The organism is Pseudomonas putida, from assembly GCF_025905425.1.
GTDB lineage: Bacteria > Pseudomonadota > Gammaproteobacteria > Pseudomonadales > Pseudomonadaceae > Aquipseudomonas > Aquipseudomonas putida_AF.
Map to the genome: position 1 here is coordinate 1,588,820 of NZ_CP109603.1, position 17,992 is coordinate 1,606,811.

The 17,992-nt window shown below is 62.6% G+C and carries 16 protein-coding genes; 8 read left to right on the plus strand and 8 right to left on the minus strand.

All coding sequences use genetic code 11. The features are described from left to right. Positions 1-168: 168 nt before the first annotated feature. Genes OGV19_RS07170 through OGV19_RS07190 form a run of 5 tightly spaced genes read left to right on the plus strand, consistent with a single transcriptional unit; the run spans position 169 to position 6,668 of the window. Positions 169-3,636, plus strand: a complete 3,468-nt coding sequence (locus OGV19_RS07170; RefSeq protein WP_264312735.1) for a response regulator — start codon at positions 169-171, stop codon at positions 3,634-3,636. Next, complete coding sequence (locus tag OGV19_RS07175; RefSeq protein ID WP_264312736.1) at positions 3,633-4,454, plus strand: CheR family methyltransferase; 822 nt, start codon at positions 3,633-3,635, stop codon at positions 4,452-4,454. Before OGV19_RS07170 ends, OGV19_RS07175 begins: the two co-directional genes overlap by 4 nt. After that, on the plus strand, positions 4,451-5,026 hold the full coding sequence (locus tag OGV19_RS07180) for a chemotaxis protein CheB (RefSeq protein WP_264312737.1): 576 nt from the start codon (positions 4,451-4,453) through the stop codon (positions 5,024-5,026). The genes OGV19_RS07175 and OGV19_RS07180 overlap by 4 nt, the downstream gene beginning before the upstream one ends. Beyond that, complete coding sequence (locus tag OGV19_RS07185) at positions 5,020-6,246, plus strand: hybrid sensor histidine kinase/response regulator (protein ID WP_264312738.1); 1,227 nt, start codon at positions 5,020-5,022, stop codon at positions 6,244-6,246. The genes OGV19_RS07180 and OGV19_RS07185 overlap by 7 nt, the downstream gene beginning before the upstream one ends. Positions 6,247-6,290: 44 nt before the next feature. Further along, a complete protein-coding gene (locus OGV19_RS07190) occupies positions 6,291-6,668 on the plus strand; it encodes a response regulator (RefSeq protein ID WP_264312739.1) in 378 nt (125 codons plus the stop codon). Between the two features lie 163 nt (positions 6,669-6,831). Here the strand turns inward: OGV19_RS07190 and OGV19_RS07195 are convergent, their stop codons facing one another. The 4 genes from OGV19_RS07195 to OGV19_RS07210 all read right to left on the minus strand — a co-directional run bounded on the left by OGV19_RS07195 (position 6,832) and on the right by OGV19_RS07210 (position 10,959). After that, positions 6,832-7,767, minus strand: a complete 936-nt coding sequence (locus OGV19_RS07195; protein ID WP_264312740.1) for an IS110 family transposase — start codon at positions 7,765-7,767, stop codon at positions 6,832-6,834. 545 nt (positions 7,768-8,312) lie between these two features. Further along, a complete protein-coding gene (locus OGV19_RS07200) occupies positions 8,313-8,900 on the minus strand; it encodes a TetR/AcrR family transcriptional regulator (protein ID WP_264312741.1) in 588 nt (195 codons plus the stop codon). A gap of 12 nt (positions 8,901-8,912) precedes the next feature. Further along, positions 8,913-9,761, minus strand: a complete 849-nt coding sequence (locus OGV19_RS07205) for a 3-hydroxybutyryl-CoA dehydrogenase (RefSeq protein WP_264312742.1) — start codon at positions 9,759-9,761, stop codon at positions 8,913-8,915. 13 nt (positions 9,762-9,774) lie between these two features. Continuing rightward, positions 9,775-10,959, minus strand: a complete 1,185-nt coding sequence (locus OGV19_RS07210; protein ID WP_264312743.1) for an acetyl-CoA C-acyltransferase family protein — start codon at positions 10,957-10,959, stop codon at positions 9,775-9,777. Between the two features lie 168 nt (positions 10,960-11,127). On the opposite strand from OGV19_RS07210, the gene OGV19_RS07215 reads away from it, so the two are divergent. Then, a complete protein-coding gene (locus OGV19_RS07215; RefSeq protein WP_264312744.1) occupies positions 11,128-12,207 on the plus strand; it encodes an AraC family transcriptional regulator in 1,080 nt (359 codons plus the stop codon). Here the strand turns inward: OGV19_RS07215 and OGV19_RS07220 are convergent. Then, on the minus strand, positions 12,176-13,684 hold the full coding sequence (locus OGV19_RS07220; RefSeq protein WP_264313905.1) for a catalase: 1,509 nt from the start codon (positions 13,682-13,684) through the stop codon (positions 12,176-12,178). The two genes, OGV19_RS07215 and OGV19_RS07220, sit on opposite strands and share 32 nt — an antisense overlap. Positions 13,685-13,807: 123 nt before the next feature. Then, complete coding sequence (locus tag OGV19_RS07225) at positions 13,808-14,245, minus strand: carboxymuconolactone decarboxylase family protein (protein WP_264312745.1); 438 nt, start codon at positions 14,243-14,245, stop codon at positions 13,808-13,810. 199 nt (positions 14,246-14,444) lie between these two features. On the opposite strand from OGV19_RS07225, the gene OGV19_RS07230 reads away from it, so the two are divergent. Both OGV19_RS07230 and OGV19_RS07235 read left to right on the plus strand, forming a co-directional pair. Then, positions 14,445-14,903 (plus strand): nucleoside deaminase, encoded by a 459-nt coding sequence (locus OGV19_RS07230; RefSeq protein ID WP_264312746.1) that lies wholly within the window; start codon positions 14,445-14,447, stop codon positions 14,901-14,903. Continuing rightward, on the plus strand, positions 14,900-16,096 hold the full coding sequence (locus OGV19_RS07235; protein WP_264312747.1) for a cyanate transporter: 1,197 nt from the start codon (positions 14,900-14,902) through the stop codon (positions 16,094-16,096). The genes OGV19_RS07230 and OGV19_RS07235 overlap by 4 nt, the downstream gene beginning before the upstream one ends. Here the strand turns inward: OGV19_RS07235 and OGV19_RS07240 are convergent. Both OGV19_RS07240 and OGV19_RS07245 read right to left on the minus strand, forming a co-directional pair. Further along, complete coding sequence (locus OGV19_RS07240; RefSeq protein ID WP_264312748.1) at positions 16,089-17,522, minus strand: MocR-like pyridoxine biosynthesis transcription factor PdxR; 1,434 nt, start codon at positions 17,520-17,522, stop codon at positions 16,089-16,091. The genes OGV19_RS07235 and OGV19_RS07240 overlap by 8 nt on opposite strands. Positions 17,523-17,594: 72 nt before the next feature. Then, positions 17,595-17,933 (minus strand): hypothetical protein, encoded by a 339-nt coding sequence (locus OGV19_RS07245; RefSeq protein ID WP_264312749.1) that lies wholly within the window; start codon positions 17,931-17,933, stop codon positions 17,595-17,597. Between the last annotated feature and the right edge of the window lie 59 nt (positions 17,934-17,992).

A 17,992-nucleotide genomic window follows, 5' to 3' on the forward strand; every position in this document is an offset into this window, starting at 1 on the left:
ATCAGATGGAACGATTGGCAAACCCAGCCTTCAAATGCTGGCTAAATGCCCTGCCAGACCCGGTAAAGCTGGTTAGACTCGCTATTACCGGTGAGCGCAGCGGCAGACAATTACAAGGGTCTTTCCGCCACACTTCTTAATGGACTTTCTTCGCTCGGGCGTTATCTCATGATTCAAGCAGCCTCGATGGACCAACGAAGCTTCCGCAAGCTGTTGAGCCGCAACGTCGGCCTTCCCCTTGGGGTGGGCCTTTTGGGCGCAGTGGCTTTTGTCGCGGTGATCAACTACCTGCTCTCGGCGATGCAGTGGGTCGAGCATACTGATCGGGTAATCGGCAACGCCAACGAAACGGTCAAGCTGTCGATCGACATGGAAACCGGCATGCGCGGTTTTCTGATCACCGGCGACGAACGCTTTCTCGACCCCTACGAGGTGGCCAAGCCGAAAGTGCTCGGCAGCTTGCAGAGCCTGCGCGGCATGGTCGAAGACAACCCGCAGCAGGTCGATCGTATCGACCGGCTGATGGCCCTGCAGAAGGCTTGGAACGACTTCGGTAACGAGATGATCACCCTGCGCCGTAGTCAGGGTAACTACCAGGAATCGATCGGCAACGGGCGGGGCAAGCGCATCACCGACGAGATCCGCAAGGAGTTCGACGGCCTGATCAGCACGGAACAGCAACTGCGCATGGCCCGTAACGAGAAAGTAAGCTCGGTTACTGTGACCGCGATCTCGGCCTTCGTGCTGTTCATCGTCGGCCTCAGCGCCTTGCTGGCCTACCTTGGGCGCCGGGACCTGCTGGCGCTGTCGGCCAGCTACGACGAAAACCTTCAGGCCCAGCAACGTGCGGCCCAGCGCCTGGAGCATCAGGCTTGGTTGCGCAACGGCCAGACCCAGCTGGCCCAGCAGGTGCTGGGGCAACTGACCCTGCCCATGCTCGGCGACAACATCCTGCGCTTTTTCGCCACCTACCTGGGCTGTGTAGTGGGCGCCATGTATGTGCGCGACGAACACGGCCGACTGGTGCGTGTGGCCAGCTATGGCCTGAGTGCCGAGGAGCAGGCCCGCGAGCAGATCAAGGGCGACCACGATGGCTTGTTGGCCCAGGCCATGCGCGAAGGGCGGCTGTTGCGCCTCGATGATTTGCCCGAAGACTACTATCGCCTGAGCTCTGGCCTTGGCAGCGGCCTGCCGCGCAGCGCATTGCTGATGCCCGCCACAGACGACGGGCAGATCAACGGCGTGATCGAACTGGGCTTCCTGCGCCCCTTGCAGGAGCGCGATGATGAGTTCCTGGAACGGGTCGGTGGCAACCTTGGCATGTCCATCGAAAGTGCGCGTTATCGCCAGCGTCTGCAGGAAGTGCTGGCCGAGACCCAACAGTTGAACGAAGAGCTGCAAGTGCAGCAGGAAGAGCTGAAAACCGCCAACGAAGAGCTTGAAGAGCAATCACGCGTACTCAAGGAGTCTCAGGCCCACCTGGAGACCCAGCAGGCTGAACTCGAGCAGACCAACGAGCAGTTGTCTGATCGCACCGACGCTCTGAACCGCAAGAACGACGAGCTGAGCCAGGCCCAGCAAGAGCTGCAGGCTCGCGCCGACGACTTGCAGCGCTCCAGCAAGTACAAGTCCGAATTCCTCGCCAACATGTCCCACGAGCTGCGCACGCCACTCAACAGCTCGCTGATTTTGGCCAAGCTGCTGGCGGAAAACGGCGAGGGCAACCTCAGCGAAGAGCAGGTGAAGTTCGCCGAGTCCATCTATTCGGCCGGTAACGACCTGCTGAACCTGATCAACGATATTCTCGACATCGCCAAGGTCGAAGCCGGCAAACTCGAAGTGCGGCCCGAGACCACCCAGGTCGAGCGCCTGGCCGAAGGCTTGCGTGGCATGTTCCAGCCCCTGGCCGGGCACAAGGGCCTGGCCTTCGAGGTCAAGGTCGAGCCGCGGGTGCCGGTCACCCTGTTCACCGACCGCCAGCGCCTGGAGCAGATCCTCAAGAACCTGCTGTCCAACGCCATCAAGTTCACCGAACGTGGCGAAGTCAGCATGAACGTCAGCTTCCAGGCCGGCACCGGTATCGTGTTCTCCGTACGCGATACCGGTATCGGTATTGCCGCTGATCAGCAGCAGGCGATCTTTGGCGCCTTCCATCAGGTTGATGGCACCAGCAATCGCCGCTACGGCGGTACCGGTCTGGGCCTGTCCATCTCCCGTGACCTCGCGCATTTGCTTGGCGGGCAGATCAGCGTCGACAGCAGCCCCGGCCAGGGCAGTGTGTTCAGCCTGATCTTGCCGGAACGTTACGAAGCCGAAACCGATGAAGTCGAGCAGCACAGCCTGCGCCCCGCAGTCGATGCGTTGCCGCCGGCACCGCAGGCTACCGCAGCGCCAGCGCCCAAACGCCCGACACCGGCCTTCAGCGACGACCGCGAGCGTGCCCCCTTCGACAACCGCTGCATCCTGGTGATCGAAGACGAGCCGAACTTTGCCCGCATCCTCTTCGACCTGGCGCACGAGCTGGGTTACAGCTGCCTGGTGGCCCAGGGCGCGGACGAAGGCTTCGAGCTGGCGTCCCAGTACATTCCGGATGCGATCCTGCTGGACATGCGCCTGCCCGACCACTCCGGGCTGACCGTGTTGCAGCGGCTCAAGGCGCTGCCCGGTACCCGTCATATCCCGGTGCACATCATTTCGGTGGAAGACCGCGTCGAGGCGGCCATGCACATGGGCGCTGTGGGTTACGCCGTCAAGCCCACCAGCCGCGAAGAGCTCAAGGAGGTATTCGCGCGCCTGGAAGCCAAATTGACTCAGAAGCTCAAGCACATCCTGCTGGTGGAGGATGATGACCTGCAGCGCGAGAGCATCGCCCGGCTGATTGGCGACGATGACGTCGAGATCACCGCCGTGGCCATGGCCCAGGACGCCCTGGCACTGCTGCGCGAGAACATCTACGACTGCATGATCATCGACCTCAAGTTGCCCGACATGCTCGGCAACGAGCTGCTCAAACGCATGACTGCCGAGGATATCCGTTCATTCCCGCCGGTGATCGTCTACACCGGGCGCAACCTCACCCGCGAAGAAGAAACCGACCTGCTCAAGTACTCGCGCTCGATCATCATCAAGGGCGCCCGCTCACCGGAGCGCCTGCTCGACGAGGTGACGCTGTTCCTGCACAAGGTCGAATCGCAGCTGTCCAACGAGCGTCAGCGCATGCTCAAGACCGCGCGCAGCCGCGACAAAGTGTTCGAAGGCCGCAAGGTGTTGCTGGTGGACGACGATGTTCGCAACATCTTCGCCCTTACCAGCGCCCTGGAGCACAAGGGCGCGATTGTCGAGATTGGCCGCAACGGGCGCGAAGCCATCGAGCGTCTGGAGCAGCACGACGATATCGACCTGGTGCTGATGGACGTGATGATGCCGGAGATGGACGGTTTCGAGGCGACCCGTCTGATCCGCCAGCAAGCGCGCTGGCGCAAGCTGCCGATCATTGCCGTGACCGCCAAGGCGATGAAGGATGACCAGCAGCGATGCCTGCAGGCTGGCGCCAATGACTACCTGGCCAAACCGATCGACCTGGACCGGCTGTTTTCGCTGATCCGCGTCTGGCTGCCGCAACTGGAGCGAATTTGACTAGCGAACGTAATACCGACATCGAGATCCGGCTACTGATTGAGGCGATCTACCTCAAGTACAGCTACGATTTTCGCAATTACTCCGGCGCGTCGATCAAGCGCCGGATTCTTCATGCGCTGCGCCAGTTCGACTGCCTCACGGTATCGGCGCTGCAGGAGCGCGTGCTGCACGACCCGGGCATGTTCATGCAGTTGCTGCAGTTCCTGACGATCCCGGTCAGCGAGATGTTCCGCGACCCGAGCCACTTCCTTGCCCTGCGCAACGAGGTGGTGCCGCTGCTGCGGACCTGGCCGTCGATCAAGATCTGGATCGCCGGTTGCAGCACCGGTGAAGAGGTGTACTCCATGGCCATCCTGCTGCGTGAGGAAGGCCTGCTCGAACGCACCATCATCTACGCTACCGACATCAACCCGCATTCGCTGGACAGGGCCAAGCAGGGCATCTACTCGATGCAGAGCATGCGTGAGTACGCAGACAACTACCGCAAGGCCGGTGGCCGCCGCGACTTCTCCGAGTACTACACGGCCGCTTATGGCAACGCCATCATGGACAGTACCCTGAGGGATAACGTGACCTTCGCCGACCACAGCCTGGCCACCGACAGCGTGTTTTCCGAAACCCAACTGGTGTCATGCCGCAATGTCCTGATCTACTTCAACAAGGACCTGCAGGATCGAGCCCTGGGGCTGTTCCATGAGTCCCTCTGCCACCGGGGGTTCCTGGTGTTGGGCAGCAAGGAATCGGTAGATTTTTCGGCCTACTGCGAGCGCTTCGAGCCGCTGGTCAAGCCCGAACGGATCTACCGCAAATCATGAACGGCGTCCGTGCGGTGGTGATTGGCGCCTCGGCTGGCGGGGTGGCGGCATTGTTCCAGGTGCTGGGTGCACTGCCGACGGCGTTCACCCTCCCGGTGCTATGTGTGCTGCACTTGCCGGACAGCCGTCACAGCCAGCTGGCTGAGGTGTTGCAGCGGCGCTTGCATCGACCCGTGCACGAGGCCTGTGACAAGGAACGGATCAGCGCCGGGCAGATCTATGTCGCGGGGCCGGGCTATCACCTCTCGGTGGAGCACGACCTGACGCTGTCGCTGAGCCAGGAAGCACCGGTGCATTTCTCGCGCCCGGCCATCGACTTTTTGTTCATGTCGGCGGCCGATGCCTACGGCAGCGGCCTGCTGGGCGTACTGCTTACCGGCGCCAACGAAGACGGCGCCGCGGGCTTGGCTTACATCAACAACAATGGGGGCCGCACGATTGTCCAGGACCCTCGCGACGCACAGGTCGCGCTGATGCCGGAAGCCGCTTTGGCCCTGCACCAGCCTGACCATATCCTTACTCTGAGTGGTATCGGGCAGTTGCTCGCGACCCTGGAAACCAGCGCATGCTAAGCCACACCATCGCCAAACTGCTGATCGTCGACGACCTGCCGGAAAACCTGCTGGCGCTCGATGCCCTGATCCAGGGCGAAGACCGCGAGGTGCACCAGGCGCAGTCTGCCGAAGCCGCATTGTCGCTGCTGCTCGAGCACGAATTTGCGCTGGCCATCCTTGATGTGCAAATGCCCGGCATGAATGGCTTCGAGCTGGCCGAATTGATGCGTGGCACCGACAAGACCAAGAACATCCCCATCGTTTTCGTCAGTGCGGCGGGGCGCGAGATGAATTACGCCTTCAAAGGCTATGAGAGCGGGGCCGTGGACTTTTTGCACAAGCCGCTCGATACCCTGGCGGTGAAAAGCAAGGTCTCGGTATTCGTCGACCTGTTCCGCCAGCGCAAGGTCCTTGGCCGGCAATTGGAAGCCCTGGAGCGCAGTCGCCAGGAGCAGGAGGTATTGCTGGGCCAGCTGCAGCTGGCGCGGGGCGAGCTGGAGCATGCAGTGCGCATGCGTGACGATTTCATGTCGATCGTGTCCCACGAGGTGCGTACGCCACTCAACGGCCTGATCCTGGAAACCCAGCTGCGCAAGATGCACCTGGCACGGGGCAACCTGGACGCCTTCAGCGCGGACAAGCTGCAGGCCATGGTCGAGCGTGACGAGCGGCAGATCAACAGCCTGATACGCCTGATCGAGGACATGCTCGACGTCTCGCGCATTCGCACCGGCAAGTTGTCGCTGCGGCCCCGGGTGTTCGATATCGGCCAACTGGTGCGTGGCCTGGTGGAAAACTTCACGGCCCAGGCAACGGCGCTGGACACCCATATCGCGCTGCAGCGCTGCGAGGCGTTGCGCGGCGAGTGGGATGAATTTCGGATTGAACAAGTGGTAGCCAACCTGTTGTCCAATGCGTTGCGTTACGGCGAGCGCAAAGCGGTGCAGGTGCGTGTGTTCGCCCAGGACGGCATGGCCTGGGTGCAGGTGCAGGATCACGGTATCGGCATCAGCGCGGCCAACCAGCAGCGGATCTTCCAGCAGTTCGAGCGGGTCGCTGCCCAGCAGGCCAGTGGTGGGTTAGGGTTGGGGCTGTACATCTCCGAGCAGATCGTCCACGCCCACGGTGGGCGGATTCTGGTGGACAGCGAGGAAGGCGAGGGTGCCACATTCACCCTGCAATTGCCGCTTGCAACGTACGAAGAACAAAACGACCAGGTGCGGGCAACCTCCGCGTAAGCCTGGGGTCAGATGGCCAACTGTAAGCATTTCAAGGCGTTATCATGAGTGAAGATGCACAAGATGTGGTGCTGGTGGTCGAGGATGAACCGGTTATTCGCATGATCCTGCGCGATTACCTGGCCGGTGAGGGCTATCACGTACTGGTGGCTGAAGACGGTGAGCAAGCGTTCAAGATCCTGGCAAGCAAGCCACATCTGGACTTGATGGTCACCGATTTTCGTTTGCCAGGGGGCATTTCCGGGGTAGAGATCGCTGAACCTGCGGTGAAGCTGCGACCGGAGCTGAAGGTGATCTTCATCAGTGGCTACCCGGCGGAGATTCTTGAATCGGGCAGCCCGATCGCGCGCAAGGCGCCGATCCTGGCCAAGCCGTTCGACCTGGATACCCTGCATGAGCAGATCCAGGCGCTGCTGCGCTGAGGCTGGCCCATACGCCGTCTTTGTGTAGGCGATTGCCCAGGCCCTTGGGGTAACAGTGGTCATGTGGGAGCAACTGTCTTCTTGTGGAAGCTGGCCTTGCCGGCGATGGGGCGCGTAGCGCCCCAGGCCCGGCTGTGCCGGGCATCGCCAGCAAGGCTTGCTCCTACGAATGAGCTATTTGCTCCTTCCAGGGCGTTCCGGTCTTGAGCATCGCATTTAGCCTCACTATCAATACTCGCATACACGCCACCACCGATACTTTCGCGCACTTCCCCTGGGCTCGCAGTGCTTTGTAGCGCTCGCAGAAGTCCTTGTTGTGCCGTATCACCACCCAGCAGGCCATATAGAGCGCCCGCCTGACTTGTGAGCGTCCCCCCCAGATTGAACGCTTGCCCGACTGCTTGCCGCTGTCCTGATTGAACGGCGCAACACCGACCAAGGCGGCAATTTCCTTCTTATCCACCTGGCCCAGCTCTGGCAGCAAGGCCATCAGCTTTCCGGCAGTAATCAGACCAATTCCTTTGACTTGAGTGAGCTGTTTAACCCGATCATCAGGCAAAGCTGCTGCCTGCTGTGCGATCTCTTGTTCCAGCGCTTGAATTTCACCCTTCAGATAGGCGATGTGTTGTTCCAACCGCAAACAAACACTGGGAGCCCGCGCCTGCTTCAGGCGCCGCTTGTCATCGTCGCGCTGTTGGACGAAGCGATCCCGCTGCATAAGCAGTTCGCGCAGCAAGGCCCGCTCGGGTGTCATCACCTGGCAAGGCCGTGGGGGCATAACTTCAGCCAGGTGAGCCAAAACAGCTGCGTCAATGGGATCGGTCTTGGCGCGTTTACCCATCGACTTGGCAAAGTCCCGGGCACGACTGGGATTGATCCGGCAAACCGGAAAATCGGCATCCTGCAGCGCTTTGAGGACATTGCACTCGTAGCCACCGGTAGCTTCGAGCAAGACCATTGAAACTGCATACCCGCCAAGCTTTTCGACGAGCAGTTGGAATCCCTTCAAGTCATTGGAAACACTGAAGTTCACCCCCTCAGGGCGGATGTGAACAGCAAGTGTGGCACTGGAAACATCGATGCCGACAGAGGAAGACATGGCCAAACCCTCTTAAACTCAAGGAGTGAGAGCGCTTTGGCTTGGCCCACGCTTGTGATTCGAGATTACGCCCCTCATCCAACTGTTCGGGCTCTCGCCAAAGTGGAACGGTGGATGGCAGCTTTTGCTCCCACACGTGCTCTGGGCACCTCGGGCTATCAGCTTGCCATTCACCGCTCTCACTTCAGATTCTATTCCCTCTCCAAGACACAAGCGGGCTTGCCCCGCCAATGAGGCCGCGCGGAGCATGGCACCGGCTTCGCCGGTGTTCGCGGGGCAAGCCCGCTCCCACAGGTTTGCTGCTAAATCAAAGCGTTAACTTTTCTTCTATGAGAGATTGCCCCGCCTCTTGGGGTTGCGCTGTCACGCAGAGAACAGGGGTCATTGTGGGAGCGGGCTTGCCCCGCGAATGAGGCCACGCGGAGCATGGCACCGGCTTCGCCGGTGTTCGCGGGGCAAGCCCGCTCCCACAGAGTTGCTGCTGAATCAATGCGTCAAGTTTTGTTCTATGGGAGCAGCACAAGGCTGCTCCAAAAGCGCGAAGGTCAGCGTAGGGTTCGCTCAATGCCCCCCAGCAGCAGGCTCTCCATCAGTCCCAGCCCTTCGCCTTCCGGCAGGCGCCGTGCCTGCAGCAGCCCTGGCAACTGGTTGAGCAACGTCGCCAGTACATGCGCGGTCGCCGCCAGCGCTTCGCCTTTAAGGCTTGCCCGCGGTGCAATCAGGTGCAGCACCCCCGTTTCGTAACGCCTACGCAGTAGCATCAGGCGCGCCTGTTGCGCCTCGCTCAAACAGCAAAAGTCACGCTCTGCCAGACGAAACTGCAAAGGCCGCTCGGCATGCAACTGCCAGTGCGCCGCGATCAGGCAAGACAACGCCGATGTGCCACGGGCCATGGCGCGGCGGCCTTGGTCTAGCGTTGCCTGCAGCTCTTCATACAACTCCTCGATCAAGTCGTACAACAGGTCCTGTTTGCTGGGGAAATGGTGATACAGCGAGCCCGCGGTCAACCCTATATGGGCTGCCAGTTCACGCATGCTGACCTGGCCGAAGCCCTTTTCGGCAAACAGCGCCATGGCCTGGTCACGTCGCTCTTCAAAGCTGGCACAGCGCATTGCAGCGTTGACCGGGGGCATGGCACTCGCTCCTCAATAGGTGAAGAAACCGCGGCCGCTCTTGCGCCCCAGCCAACCGGCCGCGACCATTTCCTTGAGCAACGGGGCAGGGCGGTACTTGCTGTCATTGAAGCCTTCATGGAAGGCCTCCATGATCGCCAGCAGGGTATCCAGGCCAATCAGGTCGGCCAGTGCCAGCGGGCCAATCGGCTGGTTGCAGCCCAGGCGCATGCCGGTGTCGATGTCCTCGGCACTGGCCAGGCCTTCCTGGCGCACGAAGACCGCTTCGTTGATCATCGGCACCAGAATGCGGTTGACCACGAAACCCGGGCGATTGCCGGCGGTAATCGGTGTCTTGCCCACCTTCTCGGTCACCAGCAAGGCCTGGGCATAGGTACTGTCGCTGGTCTGCAGACCACGGATGATCTCGACCAGAGCCATCATTGGCACCGGGTTGAAGAAGTGCACGCCGATGAAGCGCTCAGGGTGCTCGATGCTCGCGGCCAGTTGGGTGACTGACAGCGACGAGGTATTGGTGGCAATCAGGCAGTCGGCGGTAACGTTGGCCGCCACTTGCTGAAGAATGCGCTGCTTGAGCTGCAGGTTTTCGGTAGCCGCCTCGATCACCAGCTGCGCGCCATTGAGCTGGGCATAGTCGGTGCTGGTGCGGATACGAGCTCTTGCGGCTTGTGCTTTGTCGGCGTCGAGTGTGCCTTTGCTGACCTGGCGCTCGAGGTTTTTGCTCAAGGTCGCCACGCCACGCTCCAGCGCAGCATCGGACACGTCCACCAGTAGCACCTGATAACCCGCCACCGCGCACACTTGGGCGATGCCGTTGCCCATGGTGCCTGCGCCGATTACGGCAATGTGTTCAATGTTCATGTGTCAGTTTCCCTCAGACGCGCTCGAAGACCACGGCGATGCCTTGGCCGCCGCCGATGCACATGGTGGCCAGGGCGTAACGGCCCTGAATGCGGTGCAGCTCATGGATGGCCTTGGTAGCGATGATCGCGCCCGTGGCGCCGACCGGGTGGCCGAGGGAGATGCCCGAACCGTTCGGGTTGACCTTTTCCGGGTCGAAGCCGAGCTCACGGGCCACGGCGCAGGCTTGGGAGGCGAAGGCCTCGTTGGACTCGATCACGTCCAGGTCGTGGACGTTGAGGCCGGCTTTTTCCAACACCTTGCGGGTCGCAGGGATCGGGCCCAGGCCCATCAGTTCGGGTTCGACGCCGGCATGGGCGTAGGCCACCAGGCGTGCCAGCGGCTTCAGGCCCAGGCGGCGCACGGCGTCACCGCTGGCCAGCACCAGGCCGGCAGCGCCGTCGTTGATACCGCTGGCGTTGCCGGCGGTGACGGTGCCATCTTTCTTGAACACGGTCTTCATCGCGGCCAACTGCTCTGCGGTGACATCGCCACGCACGTGTTCGTCGACGCTGAACTGCACACTGCCTTTGCGGGTTTTCAGTTCCAGCGGGACGATCTGGCTGGTGAAGCGGCCTTCGGCAATGGCGCGCGCGGCGCGGCGCTGGCTGGTCAGGGCCAGTTCGTCCTGCATTTCACGGGTAATACCGTGTTTGGCCGAGACGTTTTCGGCTGTGATGCCCATGTGGAAGTGTTCGAAGGGGTCCTGCAGCACGCCGACCGTGTAGTCGATGCCTTGCAGGTCGCCCATGCGCGCGCCCCAACGTGCCTGTGGCAGCAAGTAAGGGCCGCGGCTCATGGACTCGGCGCCGGCCGCCAGGGCCACGTCGGTGTCGCCCAGCAGCAGGCATTGGGCGGCTGAGACGATGGCCTGCAAGCCCGAGCCGCACAGGCGGTTGACGTTGAAGGCAGGGGTTTCCTTGGGGATGCCAGCGTTCATCGCCGCCACCCGGGCCAGGTAGGCATCACGGGGCTCGGTGGGGATCACGCTACCCATCACCACATGGCCGATTTGCCCGGCATCCACGCCCGAACGCTCGATGGCGGCACGGGCCACGGCGGTGGCGAGGTCGGCCAGTGGCAGGTCCTTGAGAGAACCACCAAAGCCACCAATGGCTGAACGGACGGCACTGACGACGTAGATTTCTGCGCTGCTCATAAGGGCTCCGATTGCGAAGGCGTGGCGGGACCGGGCCCGGCTCTGCGAGAATGGCCGGCGATCCCTTCGATCATCCGAGTCTAGGCAAAGGCACTGCCAGAGCCTATGCCGGATCTGTTCAATCAACCTGGCACTTTTTGCCACTCAGCATAGACAGCGAAATCCGCCATGCGCGATAGCGATACAGTCGCCGTGTACTTCCTTGAGGCCATGCTTCATGCCCTGCGCGAACGCCCGAACGTGCGCGATGCGCACCTGCGTGCGGTCGGCATCGATCCACAGCTGCTCGAACAGCCCCAGGCCCGCGTGCCGGCCAAGGCATTCGCCCAGCTGTGGCTGGCCCTGATCGAGCTGCTGGACGACGAGTTCTTCCGCCTCGACAGCCACGGTATGCCGCCGGGCAGTTTTGCCTTGATCTGTCGTGGCGTGATTCACGAACCGAACCTGGAAAAAGCCTTGCGTCAGTGCATGGGTGGCTTTGGCCTGTTCCTGCGCGACCTGCGCGGCAGCCTTACGGTACGTGGCGCCAGGGCGGTGATCAGCGTGCAGTCGAGCATTGCCGACCCGTTGACCCGGGTGTATGCCGAGGAAACCTACCTGGTGTTGATGATCGGCCTGCTGTGCTGGCTGGCGGGGCGGCGTATCGGCATCGACCGCACTGAGCTTGCGGTGTCGCGCCCGGCCCAGGACGATGACCTGTTGCTGTGGGGGCCGGACCTGCGCCTGGGCAGTGGGCGCACCGAAGTGGAGTTCGACAGTGCCTACCTGCGCCTGCCGGTGGTGCAGGACCTGCCGGCCTTGAAGGCCTTCCTGCGCAGCGCCCCCCAAGGCCTGGTGATTCGCTTTCGCAACCAGAACGGCCTGGTGGCCGACGTCTACCGCCACCTGCGCGCACGGCGTTACGGGCAATGGCCGACGTTGGCGGCGTTGGCGCAGTTGCAGGGTATCAGCGCCAGTACCTTCCGCCGCCAGTTGGAGCGGGAAGGGCGTTCGTACCAGCAGATCAAGGACGAAGTGCGCCGGGCGATGGCCTTCGAGCACCTGCGCGAAGGGCTACTGAGCATCGCCGAGGTGGCCGAGCAGGCCGGGTTTCAGGAGCCCAGCGCGTTTCACCGGGCGTTCAAGAAATGGACTGGGCAAAGCCCCGGGAGTTACAGAGTACGGTTGGCAAGCAGCCCTGCTGCCGGCAAGCCGGCCACAGGGCCTGTAAAAGCCATCAATCCTGCAGGTTCGCCGCCAGTGCCTTGACCCGCTTCAGATCGCCGTTTGCCACCTTGGTGACTCCGGCGCCATACGCGGCATCGGCCTTGTACAGGAAGGACAGGATAATGTGCTTGCTCTGATCATCGGCCGCTGCCAGCGACTGGCCAAAGCTATTGATCAGGTCACGCTGCTCGCTTTTGGAATAGGCGCGATACAGCTCGCCGGCCTGCTTGAAATTCTGTTCGCGGGCGATGCCCTGCTGCTGGGTCGTGCCGCTTAGCGGTAATTGGCTTGTCCGGGCCAGGTCGCTGGTGCTGCGCGGCTGCAGCCGGCTTGGCTGGTAATTGACCATGTCATTGGACCGACCAGGGTTGAGCGCGCCATCCTGATTGCTGTTGTTGACGGCAGCTCGCGGCTGGTTGATGGGCAGGCTATTGGCGTTGGCCCCAACCCGATACATCTGGGTATCGGCGTAGGAGAACAGTCGGCCTTGCAACAACCGGTCTTCGGACGGCTCGATGCCTGGGATCAGGTTGGACGGGGCCAGGGCCACCTGTTCGGTTTCTTGGAAGAAGTTGCCAACGTTGCGGTTGAGCACCATCTGGCCGACCCGACGCTCGGGTACATCCGGCCAGACTTTGGTAGGGTCCAGCGGGTCGAAGTCAAAGCCAGCCAGTTGATTGGGGTGCAGGGTTTGAATATAGAGGTCCCATTTGGGAAACTCGCCACGGCCGATAGCGGTGACCAGGTCTTGTGTCATGTGGTTGAAGTCCTTGCCCTGAATCTGTTCGACGGCCTTGGGGTCGAGGTTTTCCCGACCTTGCAGGCTTTTCCAGCGAAACTTCACGTAAGTGGCTTCACCCTCGGCATTGACGAACTTGTAGGCATGCACACTGTTGCCATCCATATGCCGATAGCTTTTCGGCGTACCTTCGTTGGAGTAGAGCAGGGTGAGAGTGCGTGTAGCCTCGGGCATGTGCGAGAACAGATCGAAGCGCCGCGCATCGTTGCCGAGGTTGGTGCGCGGGTCTGGCTTGAAGGCGTGGACCATGTCCGGGAACTTGATCGCGTCACGGATGAAGAAGGTCGGGAAGTTGTTACCCACCAGGTCCCAGTTGCCGGTACTGGTGTAGAAGCGCGTGGCGAACCCACGTGGGTCGCGCAGGGTTTCCGGAGAATGCAGGCCGTGTACCACGGAAGAGAAACGTACGAATACCGGGGTCTTCTCGCCTGAGGTGAATAACGGGGCCTGCGTCAATGCGCGTAGGTCCTCGGAGGCGGTGAACTCACCGTGAGCGCCGGTACCGCGAGCATGTACCACACGTTCAGGAATGCGCTCACGGTCGAACCGTTGCAGCTTCTGGATCAACTGCACATCCTGCAGCAGCGTGGGCCCGGTAGCACCGGCGGTCTGTGAATGCTGGTTCTCGCCAACGGCCGCGCCGTTGTCGCGGGTCAGCGGTGCGGCTTGCAGATGAGCACTGGCAAAAAATGCTGCGCACAGCAGGGGCAGGCTGCGCATGGGTGGGCGGGTTACTCTCATCGGGGCTACTCGGTTGTTGTTCGAGTGCCCGATACTAGTAACGCCACAGGTAGGACGCAGTAGGGGAGCTCACTTCGTCCTGTGGGACCTTTCACCGCTTGCTCAGACCGGCACCATCGCAAAGCCGACGCCGAAGCGGTTCCAGGCATTGATGGTGGCGATGGCCAGTGTCAGGTTGACCACTTCCTGCGGTTCGAAATGCGCTTGCAGCGCCTCGTATTCCGGCTGTGGGGCACCGCGCTCTGGCAGGCGGGTCAGGTTCTCTACCCACGCCAGCGCGGCGCGTTCGCGGGGGGTGAAATAGGCGGTTTCCTGCCATACGCTCAGTGTCTGCAACCGGGCTTCGGTTTCGCCGGCCTGGCGTGCGTCATTGGCATGCATGTTGACGCAGTAAGCGCAGCCGTTGATTTGCGATGCGCGCAGGCGTACCAGTTCGAGCAGTGAATTTTCCAGGCCGCTCTTGGCCAGGGCCTGTTCCAGGCCGACCATGGCTTTGTAGGCTTCCGGTGCGTGTTTGGCCCATTCGATGCGCGTGTTCATGGTGATCTCCAGAAAGTGTGAGGCGGACAGGGCGCTACCTTAGCGCTTTCCATCGACCGCCCCGATAGCCAATCGCATCGTTTACCGGGGGGCCAATAGGGCCATTCAGGTGTCCACTGACGTGCATCCAATCTCTTCATTTCTGCCAAGGCCGGTAAGCCGGGATAATGGCCAGGTCTTGCAACAGGAGAACCGATTCATGTCCGAAGAACGCTACATGCGCGAAGCGCTCGATCTGGCCCGCGCCAACATTCAGGCCGGTGGCCGGCCCTTTGGTGCCGTGCTGGTGCATCAGGGGCGTGTGCTGGCGCGCGCGGTCAACGAGATCCACAGCACCCAGGACCCGACTGCCCATGCCGAGTTGCAGGCCATCCGCAAGGCGGCCCAGGCCCTGGGCCAGGCTCGCCTGGACGGCGCCGAGATCTATGCCAGCGGTCACCCGTGCCCAATGTGCCTGGCGGCCATGCACCTGTGCGGTATTGAGCGTGCCTGGTTTGCCTATGGGAACGATGAAGGCGAGCCTTACGGGTTGTCCACGGCTGCAGTGTATGCGCAGATGGCGCGCCCGCCGCAACAGCAGAGTCTGCCTTTGCGGGCGCTGAAGCCGAGCGGCGAAGCCGACCTGTACCTTGAGTGGCAACAGGCTAACGCGCAATGAGTGCTGCCTTGAATCTGTTGCTGGTGATGCTGCTGGCATTGAACCTGCGGCCGATTCTTACCAGCATCGGGCCGCTGCTCGAACCCATGCGCGCCAGCACGGGCCTTGGGTACCAGCAGGCGGCGTTGCTGACCGCGCTGCCGGTGCTGTGCATGGGCCTGGTGCCGTTGTTGCAACCCTGGCTGCGGCGCTGGATCAGCGAACATGGCGGCATGCTAGGCGGCCTTGTGGCCATTGCGTTGGCTTGCCTGTGGCGCTTGCAACTGGACAGCGCCTGGGCACTGATTGCCAGCGCGGTGGTTGCCGGGCTAGGCGTAGCGGTGGTCCAGGGCATGATGCCGGGGCTGGTCAATCGTTGGTTCCCCGGCCGCCTGGCGGGTGCCATGGGCATATATGCTGCGGCGCTGATGAGTGGCGGCGGCCTGGCGGCGGTGCTTGGGCCGCATATCAGCGGGTACTTCGGCCATTGGCAGGCAGGGTTGGGCGTTTGGGCAATACCGGCGCTGCTGGCGGTGCTGGCCTGGACGCTGCTGCGGCCACGGCAGGACGCGCCGAAGCTGGCAGGTGCCGCTGGCGGGCATTGGTTCGGCACGCGGCGTGCCTGGTTGTTGGCGGTGTACTTCGGCCTGATCAATGGCGGCTACACCAGCATGGTTGCCTGGCTGCCTGCCTATCATCTGGAGCATGGCGGTACCGCCCAGGGCGGCGGCGACCTGGTAGGGTTGATGACGATCTTCCAGGTGGCGGGCGCGCTGGGTTTGCCGTTGTTGCTGCGGCGTTGGGTGGATCGCCGGCCTGGTTTGTGGCTGGCGCTGTCGATCCAGCTGGCAGGGTTCCTTGGCTTGTTGCTGGCGCCCACGCTGTCCATGGGGCTGTGGGTGGCGATGATCGGCTTTGGCCTGGGCGCCTGTTTCAGCCAGAGCCTGACCCTGACCCTGGAGCACCTGAAAACGCCGGCCGAGGCCGGCAGCCTGGCAGCGTTTGTCCAGGGGGTCGGCTTTATCATCACCGGCATCGTGCCGTACATCACCGGCTGGCTGCGCGACGTCAGTGGCGATTTTCAGGCGTCGTGGGCGCTGTTGACCCTTACCGTGCTGGCGATGCTGCTGGTGACGGCGTGTTTTGCACCACGCGGTTACGCCACCGCCCTGGCGCGGCGGGCGCCAAACGGCCAGGCGGCGCCCGTCAGCTGAGGCGTTGCAGGGTATCGCGAACGCGGTCGAGCGCGGGGTCGATATCGAGCAACTCGATGGCGCCGAAGCCCAGCAGCAGCCCGGAGCGCACGGGCACGTCACTGAAGAACGGTGCCAGCGAATAGAGGCCGACCTCCACCTTGCGAGCGAGGTTGGCCAGCAGTTCGACATCGACCCCAGGTTTGGCCAGCGCGCTCAGATGAAAACCCGCACTGGCCGGCACGGCGCTGAACCAAGGCGCCAGATCGTCGTCCAGGCGGGCGAGGATGCGCTCGCGGCGGGCACTGTAGACGTCGTGGCAGCGGCGGATGTGCTTGTTCAGGTGCCCTTCGCTGATGAAGCGCGCCAGCGCCCATTGCAGCAAGGTCGGGCTGTGCCAGTCGCTCAGGTGCTTGGCCACGCAGGCGGCCTGCAGCACGGCGGGCGGCAATACGGCATAGCCCAGGCGCAACTCCTGCAGCAGGGTTTTCGAGAAGGTCCCGACGTAGGCCACCAGGCCATGCCGGTCGAGGCGCTGCAGGGCGTCGGCGGGCGGCCCCTGGTAGCGAAACTCGCAGTCGTAATCGTCTTCGATGATCAACGCCCCCAGCTCGGCGGCGCGTGCCAGCAAGGCCCGCCTGCGCGGTTCGCTCATCGGCATGCCCAACGGAAACTGGTGCGAGGGGGTCACGTAGATCAGCCGTGTGCCGTCGGCGATCTGCTCGACGCACATCCCTTCATCATCCACCGGTACCGACTGCAGGTGTGCGCCCAAGGCCTGGAACAGTTGACGTGCTGGTGGATAACCCGGGTCTTCCATGGCCACCGGGCAACCCGGTTCGATCAGCACCCGGGCAATCAGGTCCAGTGCCTGTTGCGCGCCATTGCACACCAGCACGTCCGCTGCGCTGCAATGCACGCCGCGGGCGTAGGCGATGTGGTGGGCGATGGCTTCGCGCAGCTCAGGCAGGCCTTGGGCGGAGAATTGCCGCTCGGGATGCCGCTGGCTGCGGCGCAAGGCGTAGTTCAGGCAGCTGCGCCATTGGTCGAAGGGGAACTGCGCCTTGCTCGAAGCGCCGCCGACGAAGTCATAGCGCGACGGTGCTTGCAGTTGCCGCCTGCCGAGCACGGTAGCGCGCTGCTGCCAGCGTTCGAGGGATGCGGCAGCGGCCAGGGGGATGGCGGGCACGTCATTGGCGCGCAAGGGTTGGTTGGGGGTGATGAACGTGCCGCGGCCGACCACGCCACTGAGCAGGTTGTCGTAGGTCAGCCGCGAATAGGCCTCGGCCACGGTCTTGCGTGACACGCCCAGTTGTTCGGCCAGCAAGCGGGTGGGTGGCAGCTGGGTGCCAGCGGCCAGGTGGCCGCTGTCGATGCCCGCGCGCAGTTGCTGGTAGAGCTGGTCGGCCAGGCGTTTGCGGCCTTCCAGGCGGATATGCAGTTCCATGAAACGATCCGGAGCAGGGGAATGCTGAGGATAGCGGATCGCAACTCGACGCACAGTGCAAATGCAACGCCGTTACAGGCGTGCTGTGCTCACGGTGATGTAGCCCTTGTCGGGCAGTGCAATGCGTATCACCGTCTCATCGGCCTGCGCCTTGTGCTTTTGCTTGATACGTACCCCTTCGACCGCAACGGCCCGCATCCTGTGGCTGATGGCACGCCCACTGGCATCGAAGAACACCTCGCTGGCCAGCAGTTCGATGCGTTCGATCAACTGGCGGGTGCGCTCATCGGTGGCGCAGAAGAACAGCACCCCCGACAGGTGCGGGTCGTCATCGGGGTTGCAGACTTCGTGGGCCAGCAGTTCGCGCAGGGTGTGGCGCAGTTCGGCAGTGGTACGCGCGCTCAGGTGCATGGGGGCTTCCTCAGGGTCATCCAGTGCCGATCATGTTTTCCCCTGTTAATCGCCACAAG

Bases quoted from the DNA above. Each gene is read 5' to 3' on its own strand.
- OGV19_RS07170 (WP_264312735.1), top strand. From the start codon at position 169: ATGATTCAAGCAGCCTCGATGGACCAACGAAGCTTCCGCAAGCTGTTG.
- OGV19_RS07180 (WP_264312737.1), top strand. From the start codon at position 4,451: ATGAACGGCGTCCGTGCGGTGGTGATTGGCGCCTCGGCTGGCGGGGTG.
- OGV19_RS07185 (WP_264312738.1), top strand. From the start codon at position 5,020: ATGCTAAGCCACACCATCGCCAAACTGCTGATCGTCGACGACCTGCCG.
- OGV19_RS07190 (WP_264312739.1), top strand. From the start codon at position 6,291: ATGAGTGAAGATGCACAAGATGTGGTGCTGGTGGTCGAGGATGAACCG.
- OGV19_RS07195 (WP_264312740.1), bottom strand. From the start codon at position 7,767: ATGTCTTCCTCTGTCGGCATCGATGTTTCCAGTGCCACACTTGCTGTT.
- OGV19_RS07200 (WP_264312741.1), bottom strand. From the start codon at position 8,900: ATGCCCCCGGTCAACGCTGCAATGCGCTGTGCCAGCTTTGAAGAGCGA.
- OGV19_RS07205 (WP_264312742.1), bottom strand. From the start codon at position 9,761: ATGAACATTGAACACATTGCCGTAATCGGCGCAGGCACCATGGGCAAC.
- OGV19_RS07210 (WP_264312743.1), bottom strand. From the start codon at position 10,959: ATGAGCAGCGCAGAAATCTACGTCGTCAGTGCCGTCCGTTCAGCCATT.
- OGV19_RS07215 (WP_264312744.1), top strand. From the start codon at position 11,128: ATGCGCGATAGCGATACAGTCGCCGTGTACTTCCTTGAGGCCATGCTT.
- OGV19_RS07220 (WP_264313905.1), bottom strand. From the start codon at position 13,684: ATGCGCAGCCTGCCCCTGCTGTGCGCAGCATTTTTTGCCAGTGCTCAT.
- OGV19_RS07225 (WP_264312745.1), bottom strand. From the start codon at position 14,245: ATGAACACGCGCATCGAATGGGCCAAACACGCACCGGAAGCCTACAAA.
- OGV19_RS07230 (WP_264312746.1), top strand. From the start codon at position 14,445: ATGTCCGAAGAACGCTACATGCGCGAAGCGCTCGATCTGGCCCGCGCC.
- OGV19_RS07235 (WP_264312747.1), top strand. From the start codon at position 14,900: ATGAGTGCTGCCTTGAATCTGTTGCTGGTGATGCTGCTGGCATTGAAC.
- OGV19_RS07240 (WP_264312748.1), bottom strand. From the start codon at position 17,522: ATGGAACTGCATATCCGCCTGGAAGGCCGCAAACGCCTGGCCGACCAG.
- OGV19_RS07245 (WP_264312749.1), bottom strand. From the start codon at position 17,933: ATGCACCTGAGCGCGCGTACCACTGCCGAACTGCGCCACACCCTGCGC.